Below are 15,986 nucleotides of genomic sequence, written 5' to 3' on the forward strand. Positions count from 1 at the left end.
GTAACCATGTTTGACTACGATCCATACGCATTTTTGACCCCCGTGCCGAGCTTTGAGGTGCGCAGTGATTCCTTCACCGACGGGAGCGTTTTTGCCCCCGCGCAAGTCCATGCCGGCGCGCATCCGGACGGTTTGGATCTTTCACCGGCGCTGTCCTGGAGCGGGTTCCCGGCAGAAACACGCAGTTTTGTTGTGACCATGTTTGATCCCGACGCGCCCACCGCGAGCGGGTATTGGCATTGGGCAGTGGCGGACCTCCCAGTTTCCACCACCTCGCTGGCGCAAGGTGCCGGGACACCCGGATCGCCGCAGCTGCCCGCCGGAGCCCTGTGCCTGAAGAACGACGCCGGGTTCCCCGGTTACATGGGCTCGGCACCTCCTGCAGGGCATGGGGCGCACCGGTACATGGTGGTGGTGCATGCTGTGGATGTGCAGACGTTGGAGCTTTCCCCAGATACCACTGCCGCTACCCTGGGCTTCAACCTGCATTTCCATACGCTGGCCCGTGCCCGGCTCACGGGACTTTTTGAACTGTAACTACTGGGTGGGCCATAGCCGTAGCCGTAGTGCGGCCCGGACAAGTGGGACTTTGGCAGAAGTTGGATAGCCTTGAGTATGCGTTTAATTGCCAGCGATATAGACGGAACCATTCTGGGCCACGACGGTTTGATCAGCCAGCGCACCGTGGAGGCCTTTGCCGGCGCTGCCGCAGCGGGCGTTGACATTGTGTTTGTGACAGGACGTCCGCCCCGCTGGCTCGACCCCATCCGGGAACAGATCGGCCACACCGGCACAGTCATCTGCTCCAACGGCGCCGTCAGTTACGATCTCGCCACGGAAGAAGTGACGGCGTCGCACGTCCTGGACTGGGACACCGTGGCGCAGGTACGCGCCATCGTCACAGAACTGGCGCCCGAACCGTACTTTGCACTGGAATCACTCACAGGCTTTCACGTGGAAGACGGCTTCTTTGGCAACCGGACCGCCGGCGCAGGCTTGGTGCCCGGTGCGCTCACCCCGGGCATGGCCGATGGTGGCATCATCAAGATGCTCGCCATTCTCCACAGCGGCAATGCCGACGAGTTCCTGAACCTGGTCCGCCCCGGCGTGGCCTCCCTGATGACCGTCACCCATTCGGCACCCGATATGGCCCTGCTTGAAATGGGCCCGTTGGGTGTCAACAAGGCCGTCACCTTGGCCCAGTACGCAGCAGCCCGGGGGATCGATGCCGCTGACGTTGTGGCTTTCGGTGACATGCCCAATGACATTGAAATGTTGTCCTGGGCAGGGGCCGGGTACGCCATGGCCAGTGGACATCCGGATGCGCTCGCGGCCGCAGCGTTGCAGGCGCCACGTTTTGAGCTCGACGGCGTAGCTCAGGTCATCGAGTCCCGTCTGGCCGCGCTTAGGCTGGCATGAGTGCGCGGGAACGGGCCGGGGACTGAAGCCGATGGCTAAGAGTAAACCTCCGAAACCATTTTTACTCTCCGCTGCGCGGTTGGCCATTGCGCATCGAGGCTACTCCCGGGATGGTCTGGAGAATTCCTTAACGGCCTTCAAAGAGGCTCTCGATTTAGGCTTTGACTACGTTGAAACTGACATCAACACCACGGCAGACGGTGTTGCCATGGTGTTTCATGATGCAACGCTGGAGCGCACCACCGATGGTCATGGCACCATTGCCGAGCTACCGTATGCCGAGGTGCGCAAGGCGCGCATTGCGGGCAGGGAAGTCATCGCCACGCTGGAGGAATTTGTTACGGCACTGCCGGAGGCCAGATTCAACATTGACGTCAAGGATGCCGGCTCCGTGGGCCCGTTGATTGCGGCCATTGAAAAGCACGGGCTGCACCATAGGGTTTGCGTGGCTTCCTTCTCCGACAAGCGGCGCCGTTCGGTGTTGGCCGGGTTGAGTCAACCCGTGGCCAGCTCACCCGGACAACGTCTTCTCGTGGCATATTTTCTTCTCTCATGGTGGCTGCCGGCACCGGTTATTCGGAAATTAATGCGTGATGTGGACGTTTTGCAGATCCCTACGCACTACGGCCGTGTACCGCTTGTTACGGAGTCTGGGGTGCGCCGGGCGCACGCGCTGGGCCTGAAAGTTCATGTCTGGACCATTAATGATCCGGCAGAGATGGAACAGCTTTTTGACATGGGTGTGGACGGCATTATGACGGACAGGGCAGACCTTTTAGCCGCCGTCATGCGCCGCAGGGGCTATTGGGCGTAACGTTCGGCCATGTTAGAGACGGGTGGGAGGATGGAGACATGCGAATCCTCATTGCCCCGGACAAGTTCAAGGGGACCCTCACAGGTCCGGAAGCCGCTGCAGCCATGGCTGAAGGTGCGCTGCGGGTCTACCCCGACGCAGTAGTCACCGCCTTGCCCATAGCCGATGGCGGCGAAGGGACAGTGGAGGCTGCTGTTGCTGCTGGTTTTTCAGAGCGCCTGAACGCCGTGGTGGGGCCCATCATCAAGCCCGTTGGTGCCGTCTGGGGTTTTCACGAAGACAGCAAGGTGGCCGTCATTGAAACGGCGCAGGCCAGTGGATACCTGCTGAGCGAGCCCACAGTGGAAAACTCCCTGCGCGCTCACTCTTATGGCTGCGGACAGTTGATTGCCGCGGCACTGGATGCCGGTGCCACGGAAATCATTATTGGTTTGGGTGGTTCCGCCATGACCGACGCCGGTACGGGCGCCCTGCGTGCGCTGGGCCTGAAACTCCTAGATGGCCAAGGGAACCTGGTACCGCTGGGCGGAGGCTCACTGCTTGACGTGGTGGCGCTTGATGCCAGCGGCTTGGATCCCCGGCTGGCGGACGTGAAGGTGCGGATGGCTGTGGATGTGGACAATCCGCTCTACGGCCTCAACGGTGCCGCACACATTTTTGGCCCTCAGAAGGGAGCGGACCCGGACGCCGTGGAACTTTTGGATGCCGGGCTGCGCAACCTGGCCTCGGTGGTCAGGGAAGCCACAGGCGTTGATATTGACACACCCGGAGCGGGAGCAGCGGGCGGTTTCCCGTCAACGTTCATCGCCTACGCCGGCGCCCTGGTGGAGCGCGGATTTGACCTTGTCGCTGACCTGATCGAACTTGAAAAAGCCCTGGATGAAGCCGATCTAGTCATCACGGGCGAAGGCTCCCTGGATGAGCAGTCGTTATCAGGGAAGGGGCCCCTGGGCGTGGCTGACGCCGCCCACGCGAGGGGCATTCCCGTGGTGGTGGTGGCCGGACGCATCACCGTGACGTTCGAGCAATTGGCCAAGCACGGGGTGGTTGCAGCGGTCAGCGCAACGGATGTTGCCGGGTCCCCGGAAGCGGCACTGGCGGAAGCTGCCCGGTACACCACGCGTGCCACCTCCGAAGCGCTCAACGGCATCTAAAAACCCAGCGTTGAGAATAAGGTGCGGCTAGGGGGCCTTACTCAGGGCCGGCTCTTCTTCGTGTTCCAAAGGATCGCTTGCCGTGCCGCGCCACTTCGCCAGGGCGCTCATGCCGTGGTAAATGATCAACGCGGTGGCCGTGCCCAGTGCGATGCCCTCAAAGCTGAGGGTTCCTACGGACCAGCTGAAGTTCGCAATGCCCACAATCAGTGCGACGGCGGCCGTGGTCAAGTTGATGTTGTTGGAGAAGCTGACCTTGTTCTGCACCCAAATCCGCACCCCCAGGACACCGATCATGCCGTAGAGCAGCGTCGCGGCGCCGCCCAATACGCCCACGGGGACGGTGGCGATCAGTTCACCGAACTTGGGGGAGAAGCTCAGCAGTAGCGCGGCCAGGCCGGCCACGTAGTAGGCGGCGGTGGAGTACACCTTGGTGGCCGCCATGACGCCAATGTTTTCTGCATAGGTGGTGGTACCGGAGCCGCCGCCAAAGCCGGCCAAGGTGGTGGCAACGCCGTCGGCAATAATGGCCCGCCCAGCGTACGGGTCAAGGTCCTCACCGGTCATGAGTGCCACAGACTTCACATGGCCAATGTTCTCGGCAATCAGAACCAGCACCACGGGGATGAAAAGGCCCAGGACGGCGAAGTGGAACGTGGGGGTTTGGAAATGGGGCAGGCCAATCCATGCGGCGGAGTCCATCTTGCTGAAGTCAACCTCATGGCGCAGCACGGCCACCAAGTAACCCACCACCACGCCAACCAATATGGCCAGACGGCCCAAAATACCGCGGAACAAGACGCTGACCAAGATGATGGTCAGGAGAGTGACGAGCGCCGTGATGGGCGCCTGCTCAAAGTTGCCGCGAGCCGCCGGTGCCAGATTCAAGCCGATCAGGGCAACAATAGTTCCCGTCACCGGGGCGGGCATGAGGCGGTTGATCCACTCCGCACCGAACTTTTGCACAATCAACCCCAAGAGGGCCAGTGTCACGCCGGCCACCACAACGCCTCCCAGTGCTCCGGACACGCCAAATTGCTGTTGGGAGGCCATGATGGGGGCAATGAAGGCGAAGCTTGAGCCAAGGTAACTGGGCACACGGCCCCGGGTCATGACCAGGAACAGCAAGGTGCCGATGCCGGAGAAGAACAGTGTGGTGGCAGGGGGCATGCCGGTGATCAGGGGCACCAAGAAGGTGGCGCCGAACATGGCCACCACGTGCTGTAAGCCTATGCCGATGGTGAGGGGCCAACTTAGCCGCTCATCAGGAGTGACAACCTGCCCTGGAGTGATGGACTTGCCATCGCCGTGAACGCTCCATTTTGTGCCCAGCAAACTCATCTTTTTCTCTCTGTTTGTGCCGGGCTTAAGTATCCGGTCCGCAGATAAGAATATAGGAGGCGCGGGGCTTAGGGGTGCGGGATGTGTCCCTCGTTGGCCAGAAGTACGACGCCGAGGAGATCGTTCAGTGCGTGGGCCAAGTCCGGGTGGGCTAGCTCATACCGGGATCGCCGGCCTTCTGCTACTGCAACGGCCAGGCCGCATTCACGCAGGCAGGAGAGGTGGTTGGACATTTTCTGGCGGGAAACGTCCAAGCGCTTCGCCAGGTCTGCGGGATACTGCGGTTCCCTGGCCAAGCTGATCAAGATTTCGGCCCGGGTGGGGTCGGAGAGTGCATAGCCAAAACGGGCCAGCACTGCTGCGTTGCTAATGGGCTTCATTCTCAATATCATACAGCATTTGGTGAATTCAGCGTTGACTGTACTATTAGAGCATGTCTGGTCACAATCATTCCCACTCCCATGCTGGGGCTCCCGGCGAAAGTCACCATGGCCGCATTGCTGTGGCTTTGGGGATCACGCTGGTGGTCTTTGTTGTCCAAGTGATCGGTTCCATTATCACTGGTTCGCTGGCCCTGCTTTTCGATTCAGCGCATGTGCTCACCGATGCCGGGGGGCTGGCCATGGCGCTATTGGCTGCACGGTTGATGGTGCGGCCAGCTAACAGCAGGCGCACGTGGGGCTTTGCCCGTGCCGAGGTACTGGCGGCCACAGCGCAAGCCGCGGTGCTTCTCGCCGTCGGACTTGTGGTGTTGGTGGAAGGCATTCAGAGGCTCTTTAATCCCACGGAGATTGCCTCCAAGGAAATGATTGTATTCGGAGCCATCGGCCTCTTGGGCAACATTGTCTCCATGTTTGTGCTGATGGGCGGGCGCAACAAGAACTTCAACATGAGAGCCGCGTTCCTTGAGGTGGTCAACGATGCGCTCGGCTCGGTGGCCGTGATTGTGGCCGCGATCATCATCGCCACCACTGGTTGGATGCAGGCCGACGCCCTTGTTGCCATGCTGATTGGCGCCCTGATCCTGCCGCGCACCGTGAAGTTGCTGCTGGAGACAGTCCACGTGCTGCTGGAATCGACGCCGTCCGGACTGGACCTGGACGAAGTCCGCGAGCACATTCTCGGCATTGACCACGTGCGCAGCGTGCACGATCTGCACGCCAGCCAGATCGCAACGGGTCTGCCCATTCTCTCGGCCCACGTGGTGGTGGACGATGAATGCTTCCATGACGGGCACGCACCTCAGATGCTCGACGCCCTGCAAAGTTGTGTAGCCGGGCACTTTGCTCTCAGCATTGAACATTCCACCTTCCAGCTGGAGACCGCGAGTCACGCAGAACACGAACTCGGCGCCCATCACTAAGAGAGACATGAAAAATGCGCCCGCCTCCCGAAAATGCGCCCCGTCTGCGGGGCGCATTTTCGGGAGGCGGGCGCGAAACTTCCGCCGAGGCTAGGAGATGACGCCGTCCACGAGCGCCTTCGCCTCTGCCTGCACCTGTGCCAAGTGCTCGGGACCCTTGAAGGATTCGGCGTAGATCTTGTAGACGTCCTCGGTGCCTGAGGGGCGGGCCGCGAACCAGGCGTTTTCGGTGGTGACCTTCAACCCGCCAATTGCCGCCCCGTTGCCGGGCGCCTCGGTCAGCTTGGCCGTGATGGTTTCCCCGGCCAAGGTGGTGGCGGAAACGTCCGCAGCGGAGAGCTTACCCAACGCAGCTTTTTGCTCACGGGTGGCGGCCGCGTCAATGCGCGCGTACGACGGCGCCCCGAAGCGGTCTGTCAGCTCACCATAATGAACCGAGGGAGACTTGCCGGTGACGGCGGTGATTTCCGAGGCGAGCAGTGCCAGCAGGATGCCGTCCTTGTCCGTGGTCCAGACAGATCCGTCCTTCTTTACAAACGATGCGCCAGCGGACTCCTCGCCGCCAAAGACGCCCTCGCCGGAGAGTAGTCCGGGCACAAACCACTTGAAGCCGACGGGCACCTCGACGAGTTGGCGGCCAAGATCCGCAGCTACCCGGTCAATGATGGAGGAGGACACCAGTGTCTTGCCAACCCCGGCTGTTGCGGGCCACTGGGTGCGGTGCGTGTAGAGGTATTGGATGGCCACGGCCAGGTAGTGGTTCGGGTTCATGAGCCCCGCATCCGGGGTGACGATGCCATGGCGGTCGGCGTCGGCGTCGTTACCGGTGGCAATGTCATAAGGTGCCCCGGCCGCAAGCTTGTTGATCAAGGAGGCCATGGCCGACGGCGATGAGCAGTCCATGCGGATCTTCTCATCCCAGTCCAGGGTCATGAAGGCCCACTGCGGGTCCACAAGGGGGTTCACCACTGTCAGGTCCAAGTGGTGGCGCTCACCAATTTCACCCCAGTAATCAACGGAGGCGCCGCCCATGGGGTCCGCCCCGATGCGCACGCCCGCGGACCGGATGGCATCCAGATTCAGTACGGAGGGCAGATCATCCACGTAGCCGGAGAGGAAATCGAACTTCCCCGTGGTGGCCGCGGCCAGAGCCTCGGTGAAGGGCACTCGGCGCACACCGCGCAACCCGTCCTCCAGCAGCGCATTGGCACGGTTGGCGATCCAGCCTGTCGCGTCGGAATCGGCCGGGCCGCCGTGCGGGGGGTTGTACTTAAAGCCTCCGTCGCCAGGCGGATTGTGGGACGGGGTCACCACAATGCCGTCGGCCAAAGCATCAGTGCGGCCCAAGTTGTAGGAGAGGATGGCGTGCGAAACAGCAGGGGTCGGTGTGTAGCCGTGGCGTGCGTCGATCAAAACCTGTACGCCGTTGCCAGCCAACACCTCAAGGGCGGTGTTCTGTGCAGGCTCACTCAAGGCGTGGGTGTCCTTGCCCATGAACAAGGGGCCGGTGATGCCCTGGCCGGCACGGTATTCCACAATAGCTTGCGTGATAGCGGCAATATGGCCCTCGTTGAAGGATGCCTTCAACGAGCTGCCGCGGTGTCCGGAGGTGCCAAAGGCAACCCGCTGCCCCGGATCGCTGAGGTCCGGCAACAGATCGTAGTACGCATCCATCAAAGCAGTGATGTCAACAAGGTCTTGGGGAAGGGCAAGAGTGCCCGCGCGGCTAGCCATGAACACAGCATGACAGAGCCGAACCCCGTATGGCACGCGTTGCCCAGAGTGTGAACTACAAAAGGAGTGCCGTTTCTAGGGTGACGATGGCTGCTGGACTACCATGGAGGTCAATACCAGTTATAAATTTGTGCCATGGCGGGCACACATCCTGTAGGAGAAAAAAGTGTCCAACCAGCCGGATCAGCCGCAGCCATACGTGCCCCCGGGCTACTACGCCCCACCGGTTCCCCCGTACATTCCTCCGGCCCAGCAGGAACAGCCGAACTATGCGCAGCCGAACTATGCGCAACCGAACTACGCCCAGCCGGCGCAGCAGGAGCAGTACGCCCAGCCGCAGTTTCAGCAGCCGCCACAGTTCAACGCCCCCGCCTACTATCAAGGCGGCCCTGGCTACCCCGGAAATTATGGGCCCAAGGGATTGAGCGTGGCGAGCATGGTCATTGGGCTGGTCTCAATCTTCATGCTCGGCATCTTCATTGTCCCGCAAATTGTGGGCGTCATCTTAGGACACAAGGGCCTCAAGCAGGAAAGTCCCCAGGGCCGTGGATTCGCTATCACGGGTCTGGTGACAAACTACCTGGCCCTGGTGGGTTACGGCCTCATTGTTGGGCTGTGGGTGGTCCTGATGGTGGCCGTTGGTTCCTCCTCCTCATACTCCTACTAATAATCTGCCAAAGTACATGAGGCGGCACGGACCTTTTCGAGCAAAGGTCAGTGCCGCCTCATGTGCTTTAACGCAGGAGTGCTTGAGGGCTACCGGACCCCGGCCATCAACTTCTTGATGGGCTTCTTGGCCAGGAACAAGGCGGCGCCGAAGGCAATGGACACTAGACCGATCGCTAGGAAGTACGGGGTCTCATTAGCGGGGTTGTACCACTGAGCAAGCACCCCGGACATGGCCGTGCCGAGTGCGACGGAGAGGAAGAACAACGCCACCATCTGCGTCTGGAAGGCCGCCGGTGCCAGCTTGGTGGCCAGCGAGAGACCTACGGGGGAAAGCATGAGCTCGGCCACCGTGAAGAGCAGCAGGATGAACACTATGGCCAGCATCGGCACCATAGCCATGCCGGCAAACGGAATGAAGGACAGGTACGCCAGTCCCATGACAACCAGTGCCACGGAGAATTTCACGGGTGTGCCAGGCTGGCGGTCACCCCATTTGGTCCACAGCGCGGCAAACACGCCAGCCAGGATGATAATAAACACCGGGTTGATCGAGGAAACCCAGCTCGCCGGAATTTCCCAGCCGAGGATGGTTCGGTCCAGGCGCTGGTCAGAGTAGAGGGCAATCACGGTGAACTGCTGCTGGAAGAGCGACCAGAATACGGCGCTCGCCAAGAACAGCGGGATGAAGGAGAACACGCGGCTGCGCTCGAGGCCGGTGACCGTCTTATTGGCCAGGATGACGGCAAAGTAAGCAACCGCGGCCACAATAACCACGGCAACAATGACCCACTTGAGGTTTTCTGCCGTGATGAGCTTCAAGGTCACAGCAACCACGACCAGTGCCACGCCACCGACTGCCAGGGCAATAAATTTGCCGTACTGTGCGCGGGGGAGCGGGTTCGGGATCTCGTGGGCGGATTGGGGCAGGTTCTTGCGTGTCAGACCGTACTGGAGCAGACCGAAGGCCATACCCACAGCCGCTGCGGCGAAACCAACGTGGAAGCCGTATGTGACCTGCAACCAACCTGTGGCCAGAGGGCCAATGAGTCCACCAATGTTGATGCCCATGTAGAAGATGGAGAAACCAGCATCGCGGCGGTTATCGTCCTTGGCGTAGAGGCTGCCCACTAGGGCGGTGGCGTTGGCCTTCAAACCACCGGAGCCCACGCCAATGAGAATCAAACCCAGAGCCAGGCCCGCGGCACCCGGAACCAGTGCAAGGGAGAGGTGACCGGCCATGATCATGATGGCACTGTAGAACAGCACCTTTTCCGAACCCATGAGGCGGTCAGCCACCCACGCACCGAGGATGGTGGAAAGGTAAACGCCGCCACCGTACGCGCCAACAATCCCCAACGCGGTGGGCTGGTCAATACCCAGGCCGCCCTGGGTGATTGAGTAGTACATGTAGTAGGCAAGAATTCCTTGCATACCGTAGAAGGAGAACCTTTCCCACAGCTCGACGCTGAAGAGGTTCAGCAGCATCTTTGGCTGGCCAAAAAATGCGGTGTCAGGATTCTTGGGGGGAGCCGTTGCCTGATCGGCGGGGCTGTTTTGTGAGCTCACATCTTCAATTTTCGCACTCGAGACGCGTTACGTCATATTTGCAATTGTGTGCATATTAGTTAGCAGCTCCCTCCCGGGTGTTCGTTGCGCTCATAGAGGGCAGCTCGGGAGCTAGGCTTAGTTAGTATTGGCTTTTATTTTCAAGGAGAGAATCACATGTCAGACATCATGAACGTAACGGTCGCCGATCTGGGCGGGGATGCTGTGATCCTGGATGTCCGCGAAGACTACGAGTGGGAAGCCGGCCATGTGGACGGTGCCCTGCACATCCCGTTGGAGCAGTTGCCGGCCAGATTTGAGGAGCTGGACCCTGACGTTGACGTCAACGTCATTTGCCGCACTGGCGGACGATCCTTTAGGGCCACCACCTGGCTGGTGCAAAACGGTTACAGCGCCTTCAACGTCATTGGCGGCATGGGTGCCTGGTTTGAGGCAGACAAGCCCATGGTTTCCACCAACGATCAAGCCCCGCGCGTGCTCTAACTCCCTTCCCCCATCAACGACAGGCCCCCCATGACAGACGCGCCCTTTGACTCCAGCTTGCCCCTGACCTTTCTTGGGCCGGAAGGAACCTTTACCGAGGCTGCCCTGCTACAGGTTCCGGGCGCTGGTGCGATGCTACGGATCCCGTCAACCAATGCTGCGGCCGCCCTCGCCAAGGTGCGCGCCGGTGAAGCTTTTGCTGCCATGCTGCCCATTGAGAATTCCATTGAAGGCGGTGTTCCGGCCACGCTGGATGCCATCTCCAAGGGAATGGAGTTGCGGATCATTCATGAAGTAGTGGTCCCCGTCAGCTTCGTCCTGGTGGCGCCGGCCGGGGTGGAGTTGGCGAACATCAGCTCCGTGGGCACGCATCCGCATGCCTGGGCGCAGACACGGGAATGGTTTGGCGAACACCTGCCACTTGCCTCGCATGTGCCAGCAAATTCGACGGCGGCTGCCGCCCACTCGCTGCTGGAGGGTACGGATGCGTTCCAAGCTGCGGTGTGCGCTCCGCTGGTGGCAGAGCAAACGGGGCTCAACATCCTCGCCGCAGGCATTGAGGACAACATGGGCGCCGTGACCCGGTTTGTCCTGGTGGCACGTCCTGGATCTTTGCCGGAGCCCACAGGCGCTGACAGGACCACGCTGTCCATTGCCCAGCCTGATGACCACCCGGGCGCCTTGATGGCTCTGCTGGAGCAATTTGCCAGCCGCGGTGTGAACCTGAGCCGCATTGAGTCCCGGCCCACGGGACAATTTTTGGGGCACTATGTTTTCAGTGTTGATTTGGAGGGGCACATCCGTGATGCTCGCGTGGCCGATGCGCTGCGGGGCCTGCACCGGGTAACCGCTGAAATTCGTTTCCTGGGGTCCTATCCGCGCGCCGACAAACAGCCGCCATTGATTCGCCCCTACAACTCGGATACGGCCTTTGAGGACGCCGCACACTGGGTCCAGGCCCTCCGCTAGTATCTGCCACCGGCGCATCCCTTTCGGACAAGGACCGGCAAGTCTATGCTTGGCCTATCTCCACAAGATCACTTGCAGGAGATGGAAAGAAGTTGCTCCCACCAGGGAAGAGGCGCGTCAATCATGGATCAGCATGCAGAGCAAAATAATCGCCAGGACGGCAACATTGTGAACCCGGGTAAAAATACCGGCAAGGACACATCAGTTGGTGACGAGGGTGATGACGCCAACGAGTTGCGCTTCGATGAAGAGCAACGCCTCATCCAAGAACAATCGCACCGGCCAGAAACCGACTAGGCCCGAAACCGACTAGGCCCGAAACCGACTAGGCCCAAATCAGGCTGGTGTGCCGGCTGAACCCCCAGCGGGCTAGGCCGGGCCGTTGGGTGCAGCGACCCGGACCAGCACGGCCTTGGGCTCAACACTGACCTTGACGGCTGTCGCAGGCCCGGACGGGTCTCCATCGATCTGGGTCTCCACCGGCAGGACCGTGCGAATGGTCAGGTTCCGGGAGCGGTAAAAATTGATGACCGGCAGGTGGTTCTTGTGCTGAAACACCACTTTTCCGGCCATCGCCAGCCAGCCGAAAGCGCTGCGCGGGCTGATCACAACAACGTCCAGAACGCCGTCGTCAATTAAGGCCCCGGGCACAAAGTCAATGCCGCCCGGCAACAGGCCACAATTGGCGAACAATACCGAACGGACCTTGCGCTGTTGGGCGGGCTCATCATCGAGAGTGATGCTGATCTTCTTGCGCCGTCCGGCCAAATGACGCAGCCCAGCCTCGCTGTAGGCTAACCAGCCCACATGCTCCTTGAGCTTGGAATTGGTGTCATTCATGACATCTGCGTCCATGCCCAAACCGGCAATGACCATGAAGGAATGTTTTGAAATAGCGCCTGTGATGCCGTCCTCGAGCTCCATCAGCCCGGCATCAATGTGGCGCTGGTGGCCAAAGAGAGCTATCTGGACACACCCTGCAATATCAGTGACATCAAGGCTCAGATTGCGGGCAAGAAGATTCCCGGTGCCCAAGGGAATGATGCCAAGGGGAATCTCAGTGTGTCGCAGGGTCTGGCCCACTGCGCGTACCGTACCGTCGCCGCCGCCCACAATAACGACGTCGGCCTTGGCTTCCAGCGCAGCCGCAGCCATGGAGAAACCAGGGTCCTCCGCGGTGGTCTCCATCAAGAGGGGCTCCGGCCAGCCAGCCATGGACACCGAGCGACTGATGAGGGTTTTCGCCGCGTCGGAACCGTTTTTGGTGGGGTTGTAGATAAAAACAACTTGCTGCTTGGCCAGATTGATTTTGTGCGGAGAATCTGCCACGGCACTGCGGGTGTGCTTTTGGGCGAGCTTGCGCACACCGAGCCAGCTGGCGCCGGAAGCAAGCACAATGATGACCACAATGAGGGCTACAAGAAGTTCGGTAGGCATGATTGTCTAACCATAGCGGTTGAAGTTGCATTGATTGGATAAGCTTAGGACGTGATCGATGTACGAGACCTCTGCGAAAATCCCGAAATTTACCGTGCCAGCCAGCGTGCCCGTGGTGCCGAACCGTCTGTGGTGGACTCCATCATCGCCGCGGAGCGCTCCCGCAAGTCCGCGATCACCTCTTTTGAGGCCCTGCGCGCCGAGCAAAATGCCTTCGGAAAGAAGGTAGCCAAGGCAAAGGGCGAAGAAAAACAAGCCCTGCTGGCCGAAGTCAAGGAGTTGGCGGTAGCCGTCAAGGCGGCCTCAGCAACAGCCGAGGCAGCCAGCGCCGAACAGGACACGCTGGTACGGAGCATGGCCAACCTTGTCACTGACGGCGTCCCCGAGGGCGGCGAAGATGACTTTGTTGTTCTCAAAACGGTGGGCACGCCGCGCGAATTCCCCGACTTCACCCCGCGTGACCACCTGGAAATTGGTGAGTTGATCGGTGCGATCGACATGGAACGTGGCGCCAAGGTCTCCGGATCCCGCTTCTACTTCCTCAAGGGTGTTGGTGCGCGCCTTGAAATGGCGCTGCTGCAGATGGCCATGGACCAGGCCATCGAAGCCGGGTTCACACCCATGATCACCCCCACCTTGGTGTTGCCCGAGACGATGGCCGGAACCGGCTTCGATGTGGAGCACGACGCCGAAATTTACCGCCTTGCCGAGGACAATCTGTACCTGGTGGGCACCTCCGAGGTGGCCCTGGCCGGCTACCATGGCAATGAGATCATCAACGTTGAACAACCCGTCCGCTATGCCGGCTGGTCCTCCTGCTACCGCCGTGAGGCCGGCTCGCACGGTAAGGACACCCGCGGGATCATCCGCGTGCATCAGTTCAACAAGGTGGAAATGTTTGTTTACACCACGGTTGAAAAGGCTGCCGAGGAACACCAGCGCCTGCTCGCCTGGGAAGAGGAAATGCTGGCCAAGGTGGAACTGCCTTACCGTGTCATTGACACGGCAGCCGGTGACCTGGGCATGTCCGCCGCCCGCAAGTTCGATTGTGAGGCGTGGGTTCCCACCCAGGACGCCTACCGTGAGCTGACGTCCACCTCCAACTGCACCACGTTCCAGGCGCGCCGGTTGAACATCCGTGAGCGTCAAACCGCGGACGACGGCGGTAAGGGTGGCACCCGCGCTGTTGCCACACTCAACGGCACGCTCGCTACCACGCGGTGGATTGTGGCCATTTTGGAGCATCACCAGAACGCGGATGGCTCTGTCAACGTCCCGGTGGCCCTGCGCAAGTACATGGGCGGCTTGGAAGTTTTCCCCGTCCTGTAACTGCCGGAATCTTTGCTGTAAAGAACACCGGGTAAATACTCACACTGTGCATAGGGTTGTGAGTATTTACCCGGTGTTCACGGCTTTAACAGTCACTGAGTGTGTTTTTCTCAGCCCCATCTGTTTGACTTGGGGGTATGACAATGACAGTAAATAGCGTAATTTCCGGCATCGATGACCGGAGTGAAGAAGTAACAAAGTATCTAGTAGCCCTAGATATTGACGGCACCTTGGTTGATCACGACGGGCTCATGAGCGATGGTGTGCGCGCGGCCGCCCAGGCCGTGGTCGACGCCGGGCATCACGTTATCCTCGCCACGGGCCGATCCTTGGGCGCTCTGCTGCCCATAGTGGAGGCAATAAGGGATGCGCCGCGGATTTGGGGTGTGTTCCAACGGCGGGGTGAGTATCCGCCTGGACCCTGACCTTGCTAACGGGTATGAGGTCATTGAGCGGGTGACCTTTGATCCGGCCCCTGCCCTGAACGCCTTGCGGGATAAGGTGCCTGGCGCCCGGTTTGCACTAGAAGATGCCGACGGGAACTTCCTGGCAACCTCCCGTTTTCAGGATGCCAGCTTTGGTATTGAAGCCCGAGGCGTGGATTTTCAGCACTTGTTGGCGGCCAAGGCCGTCCGGGTTGTGGTCAATAGCGCCGAGGCCAGTACGGAGGATTTCGCGGCCGCCATTACGGCTGCCGGCCTGCACGGGGTCACCTATGCAATCGGCTGGAGTGCCTGGCTGGACATTGCCGCTTCCGGTGTCACCAAGGCCTCCGCTCTTGAGGTGCTGCGCTCCAGATTGGGCGTTGAACAGGGACTGACAGTGGCTGTGGGCGACGGCTCCAATGACATTGAAATGCTCCGTTGGGCGGCCCGAGGCGTGGCCATGGGCCAAGCCATCGATGAGGTCAAGGCTGTTGCTGATGAGGTCACAGCTTCCGTGTACGACGACGGTGCTGCCGCGATCTTACGCTCCCTTCTCGCCTAAGAAACAGTTCCGCCCAGTTTCGAATGGCTCGGTTACTTCCGGGCCTCCAAACAAGAACGCTCCCGCAGCATCGGTGCGTTTTTGCCCAACGCTCACTCGCCTTCTGCAGCAGGCACGGTGGCTAAAGACGCCGCGGCCTGTTCAGAACCTGCCGGGATGAAACCGAAGCGCATGTCCGCGATGGTGGTTCCGGTTAGCAACAAGGCCACAATGGCGCCGATACCGCTCATGGAATCCCACAAGCCGTGCAAGAGGGCTACTGCCACGTAGGCGTAGAAGATGCTGAAGCGGAACCGGAAATGTGTGCGCCCGCGGGCTGCGCCGAACAGGACAGCGCCGAGGATGGCAGTCCACAACACGTGGCCCACAGGTGTCAGGATGGCACGTAATGCCTCAGTCTGAAGCAAGGTGATGAGGTCCAGACCCTGGGTTGTAATGACAGCGTTGAAGGCGTAGCCGGCGGATTCGAAAGCGGCAAAACCTGCGCCAACCGCGGCTCCCAGAAGAGCACCCTGGCTGGCAGATTTGGGGATGACCCGCCAGCCGATCACGATCAGGACGATGCCCTTGACCAGTTCCTCAATGAACCCCACGGACACATAGGTGAAGAGGTTGTTGGCCAGGTCCGCTTCGAGCAGGGACGCGCCGAGAACCCCGCAAATCCCGCCCACCACAAATGCCAAAATGACCCTGAGGGTTGTGGTGTTTCCTACCATGCGTT

At 60.5% G+C, this 15,986-nt stretch carries 16 protein-coding genes and 1 pseudogene; 11 read left to right on the plus strand and 6 right to left on the minus strand.

The annotated features are described in order from the left end of the window. Positions 1-6: 6 nt before the first annotated feature. The 4 genes from CVS29_RS07895 to CVS29_RS07910 all read left to right on the plus strand — a co-directional run bounded on the left by CVS29_RS07895 (position 7) and on the right by CVS29_RS07910 (position 3,387). Positions 7-537, plus strand: coding sequence for a YbhB/YbcL family Raf kinase inhibitor-like protein (locus tag CVS29_RS07895; protein ID WP_110105790.1), 531 nt, complete (start codon positions 7-9; stop codon positions 535-537). Positions 538-615: 78 nt separating this feature from the next. Further along, positions 616-1,419, plus strand: a complete 804-nt coding sequence (locus CVS29_RS07900; protein WP_110105791.1) for an HAD-IIB family hydrolase — start codon at positions 616-618, stop codon at positions 1,417-1,419. Between the two features lie 31 nt (positions 1,420-1,450). Continuing rightward, positions 1,451-2,233 (plus strand): glycerophosphodiester phosphodiesterase family protein, encoded by a 783-nt coding sequence (locus tag CVS29_RS07905; RefSeq protein ID WP_110105792.1) that lies wholly within the window; start codon positions 1,451-1,453, stop codon positions 2,231-2,233. 38 nt (positions 2,234-2,271) lie between these two features. Then, complete coding sequence (locus tag CVS29_RS07910; protein ID WP_110105793.1) at positions 2,272-3,387, plus strand: glycerate kinase; 1,116 nt, start codon at positions 2,272-2,274, stop codon at positions 3,385-3,387. Between the two features lie 27 nt (positions 3,388-3,414). Here CVS29_RS07910 and CVS29_RS07915 read toward each other — a convergent pair whose 3' ends face one another. Together CVS29_RS07915 and CVS29_RS07920 are read right to left on the minus strand one after the other, a co-directional pair. Continuing rightward, positions 3,415-4,728 (minus strand): uracil-xanthine permease family protein, encoded by a 1,314-nt coding sequence (locus CVS29_RS07915; RefSeq protein WP_110105794.1) that lies wholly within the window; start codon positions 4,726-4,728, stop codon positions 3,415-3,417. 68 nt (positions 4,729-4,796) lie between these two features. Beyond that, positions 4,797-5,108 (minus strand): ArsR/SmtB family transcription factor, encoded by a 312-nt coding sequence (locus CVS29_RS07920; protein WP_110105795.1) that lies wholly within the window; start codon positions 5,106-5,108, stop codon positions 4,797-4,799. Positions 5,109-5,161: 53 nt separating this feature from the next. Here CVS29_RS07920 and CVS29_RS07925 point away from each other — a divergent pair, with 53 nt between their 5' ends. Then, the gene (locus tag CVS29_RS07925) at positions 5,162-6,091 is read left to right on the plus strand and encodes a cation diffusion facilitator family transporter (protein WP_110105796.1); all 930 of its coding nucleotides are present in this window, start codon (positions 5,162-5,164) and stop codon (positions 6,089-6,091) included. Positions 6,092-6,181: 90 nt separating this feature from the next. Here CVS29_RS07925 and pgm read toward each other — a convergent pair whose 3' ends face one another. After that, positions 6,182-7,825 carry a phosphoglucomutase (alpha-D-glucose-1,6-bisphosphate-dependent) gene (gene pgm, locus CVS29_RS07930; RefSeq protein WP_110105797.1) on the minus strand — a complete coding sequence of 548 codons (1,644 nt, stop codon included), beginning with the start codon at positions 7,823-7,825 and terminating at the stop codon, positions 6,182-6,184. 166 nt (positions 7,826-7,991) lie between these two features. On the opposite strand from pgm, the gene CVS29_RS07935 reads away from it, so the two are divergent. Beyond that, entirely contained in the window at positions 7,992-8,492 is a 501-nt protein-coding gene (locus tag CVS29_RS07935; RefSeq protein WP_110105798.1) for a DUF4190 domain-containing protein, read from the plus strand. 89 nt (positions 8,493-8,581) lie between these two features. Here CVS29_RS07935 and CVS29_RS07940 read toward each other — a convergent pair whose 3' ends face one another. Further along, positions 8,582-9,979, minus strand: coding sequence for a peptide MFS transporter (locus tag CVS29_RS07940; RefSeq protein ID WP_110105940.1), 1,398 nt, complete (start codon positions 9,977-9,979; stop codon positions 8,582-8,584). A 237-nt stretch (positions 9,980-10,216) separates the two neighbouring features. Here CVS29_RS07940 and CVS29_RS07945 point away from each other — a divergent pair, with 237 nt between their 5' ends. From CVS29_RS07945 to CVS29_RS18415, 3 genes are all read left to right on the plus strand, one after another. Continuing rightward, positions 10,217-10,543: a rhodanese-like domain-containing protein gene (locus CVS29_RS07945; protein WP_110105799.1), complete on the plus strand. Its 327-nt coding sequence runs from the start codon at positions 10,217-10,219 to the stop codon at positions 10,541-10,543. A gap of 30 nt (positions 10,544-10,573) precedes the next feature. Then, the gene (gene pheA / locus CVS29_RS07950) at positions 10,574-11,512 is read left to right on the plus strand and encodes a prephenate dehydratase (RefSeq protein ID WP_110105800.1); all 939 of its coding nucleotides are present in this window, start codon (positions 10,574-10,576) and stop codon (positions 11,510-11,512) included. Positions 11,513-11,635: 123 nt separating this feature from the next. Continuing rightward, complete coding sequence (locus tag CVS29_RS18415) at positions 11,636-11,809, plus strand: hypothetical protein (protein WP_170120924.1); 174 nt, start codon at positions 11,636-11,638, stop codon at positions 11,807-11,809. Positions 11,810-11,881: 72 nt separating this feature from the next. On the opposite strand, the gene CVS29_RS07955 is transcribed toward CVS29_RS18415, so the two are convergent. After that, positions 11,882-12,949, minus strand: a complete 1,068-nt coding sequence (locus CVS29_RS07955) for a diacylglycerol/lipid kinase family protein (protein WP_110105801.1) — start codon at positions 12,947-12,949, stop codon at positions 11,882-11,884. Positions 12,950-13,000: 51 nt separating this feature from the next. On the opposite strand from CVS29_RS07955, the gene serS reads away from it, so the two are divergent. Then, positions 13,001-14,278, plus strand: coding sequence for a serine--tRNA ligase (gene serS / locus CVS29_RS07960; RefSeq protein ID WP_110105802.1), 1,278 nt, complete (start codon positions 13,001-13,003; stop codon positions 14,276-14,278). Positions 14,279-14,415: 137 nt separating this feature from the next. Beyond that, a pseudogene (locus CVS29_RS07965) lies at positions 14,416-15,265 on the plus strand (HAD family hydrolase). Positions 15,266-15,357: 92 nt separating this feature from the next. On the opposite strand, the gene CVS29_RS07970 reads toward CVS29_RS07965, so the two are convergent. Further along, positions 15,358-15,981 carry a PrsW family glutamic-type intramembrane protease gene (locus CVS29_RS07970; RefSeq protein ID WP_110105803.1) on the minus strand — a complete coding sequence of 208 codons (624 nt, stop codon included), beginning with the start codon at positions 15,979-15,981 and terminating at the stop codon, positions 15,358-15,360. Positions 15,982-15,986: the final 5 nt, after the last annotated feature.

Source organism: Arthrobacter psychrochitiniphilus (assembly GCF_003185915.1).
Taxonomy (GTDB): domain Bacteria; phylum Actinomycetota; class Actinomycetes; order Actinomycetales; family Micrococcaceae; genus Specibacter; species Specibacter psychrochitiniphilus.

Bases quoted from the DNA above. Each gene is read 5' to 3' on its own strand.
- CVS29_RS07910 (WP_110105793.1), top strand. From the start codon at position 2,272: ATGCGAATCCTCATTGCCCCGGACAAGTTCAAGGGGACCCTCACAGGT.
- CVS29_RS07945 (WP_110105799.1), top strand. From the start codon at position 10,217: ATGTCAGACATCATGAACGTAACGGTCGCCGATCTGGGCGGGGATGCT.
- CVS29_RS07900 (WP_110105791.1), top strand. From the start codon at position 616: ATGCGTTTAATTGCCAGCGATATAGACGGAACCATTCTGGGCCACGAC.
- pheA (WP_110105800.1), top strand. From the start codon at position 10,574: ATGACAGACGCGCCCTTTGACTCCAGCTTGCCCCTGACCTTTCTTGGG.
- CVS29_RS18415 (WP_170120924.1), top strand. From the start codon at position 11,636: ATGGATCAGCATGCAGAGCAAAATAATCGCCAGGACGGCAACATTGTG.
- pgm (WP_110105797.1), bottom strand. From the start codon at position 7,825: ATGGCTAGCCGCGCGGGCACTCTTGCCCTTCCCCAAGACCTTGTTGAC.
- CVS29_RS07905 (WP_110105792.1), top strand. From the start codon at position 1,451: ATGGCTAAGAGTAAACCTCCGAAACCATTTTTACTCTCCGCTGCGCGG.
- CVS29_RS07925 (WP_110105796.1), top strand. From the start codon at position 5,162: ATGTCTGGTCACAATCATTCCCACTCCCATGCTGGGGCTCCCGGCGAA.
- CVS29_RS07970 (WP_110105803.1), bottom strand. From the start codon at position 15,981: ATGGTAGGAAACACCACAACCCTCAGGGTCATTTTGGCATTTGTGGTG.
- CVS29_RS07955 (WP_110105801.1), bottom strand. From the start codon at position 12,949: ATGCCTACCGAACTTCTTGTAGCCCTCATTGTGGTCATCATTGTGCTT.
- CVS29_RS07920 (WP_110105795.1), bottom strand. From the start codon at position 5,108: ATGAAGCCCATTAGCAACGCAGCAGTGCTGGCCCGTTTTGGCTATGCA.
- CVS29_RS07940 (WP_110105940.1), bottom strand. From the start codon at position 9,979: ATGCTGCTGAACCTCTTCAGCGTCGAGCTGTGGGAAAGGTTCTCCTTC.
- CVS29_RS07915 (WP_110105794.1), bottom strand. From the start codon at position 4,728: ATGAGTTTGCTGGGCACAAAATGGAGCGTTCACGGCGATGGCAAGTCC.
- CVS29_RS07895 (WP_110105790.1), top strand. From the start codon at position 7: ATGTTTGACTACGATCCATACGCATTTTTGACCCCCGTGCCGAGCTTT.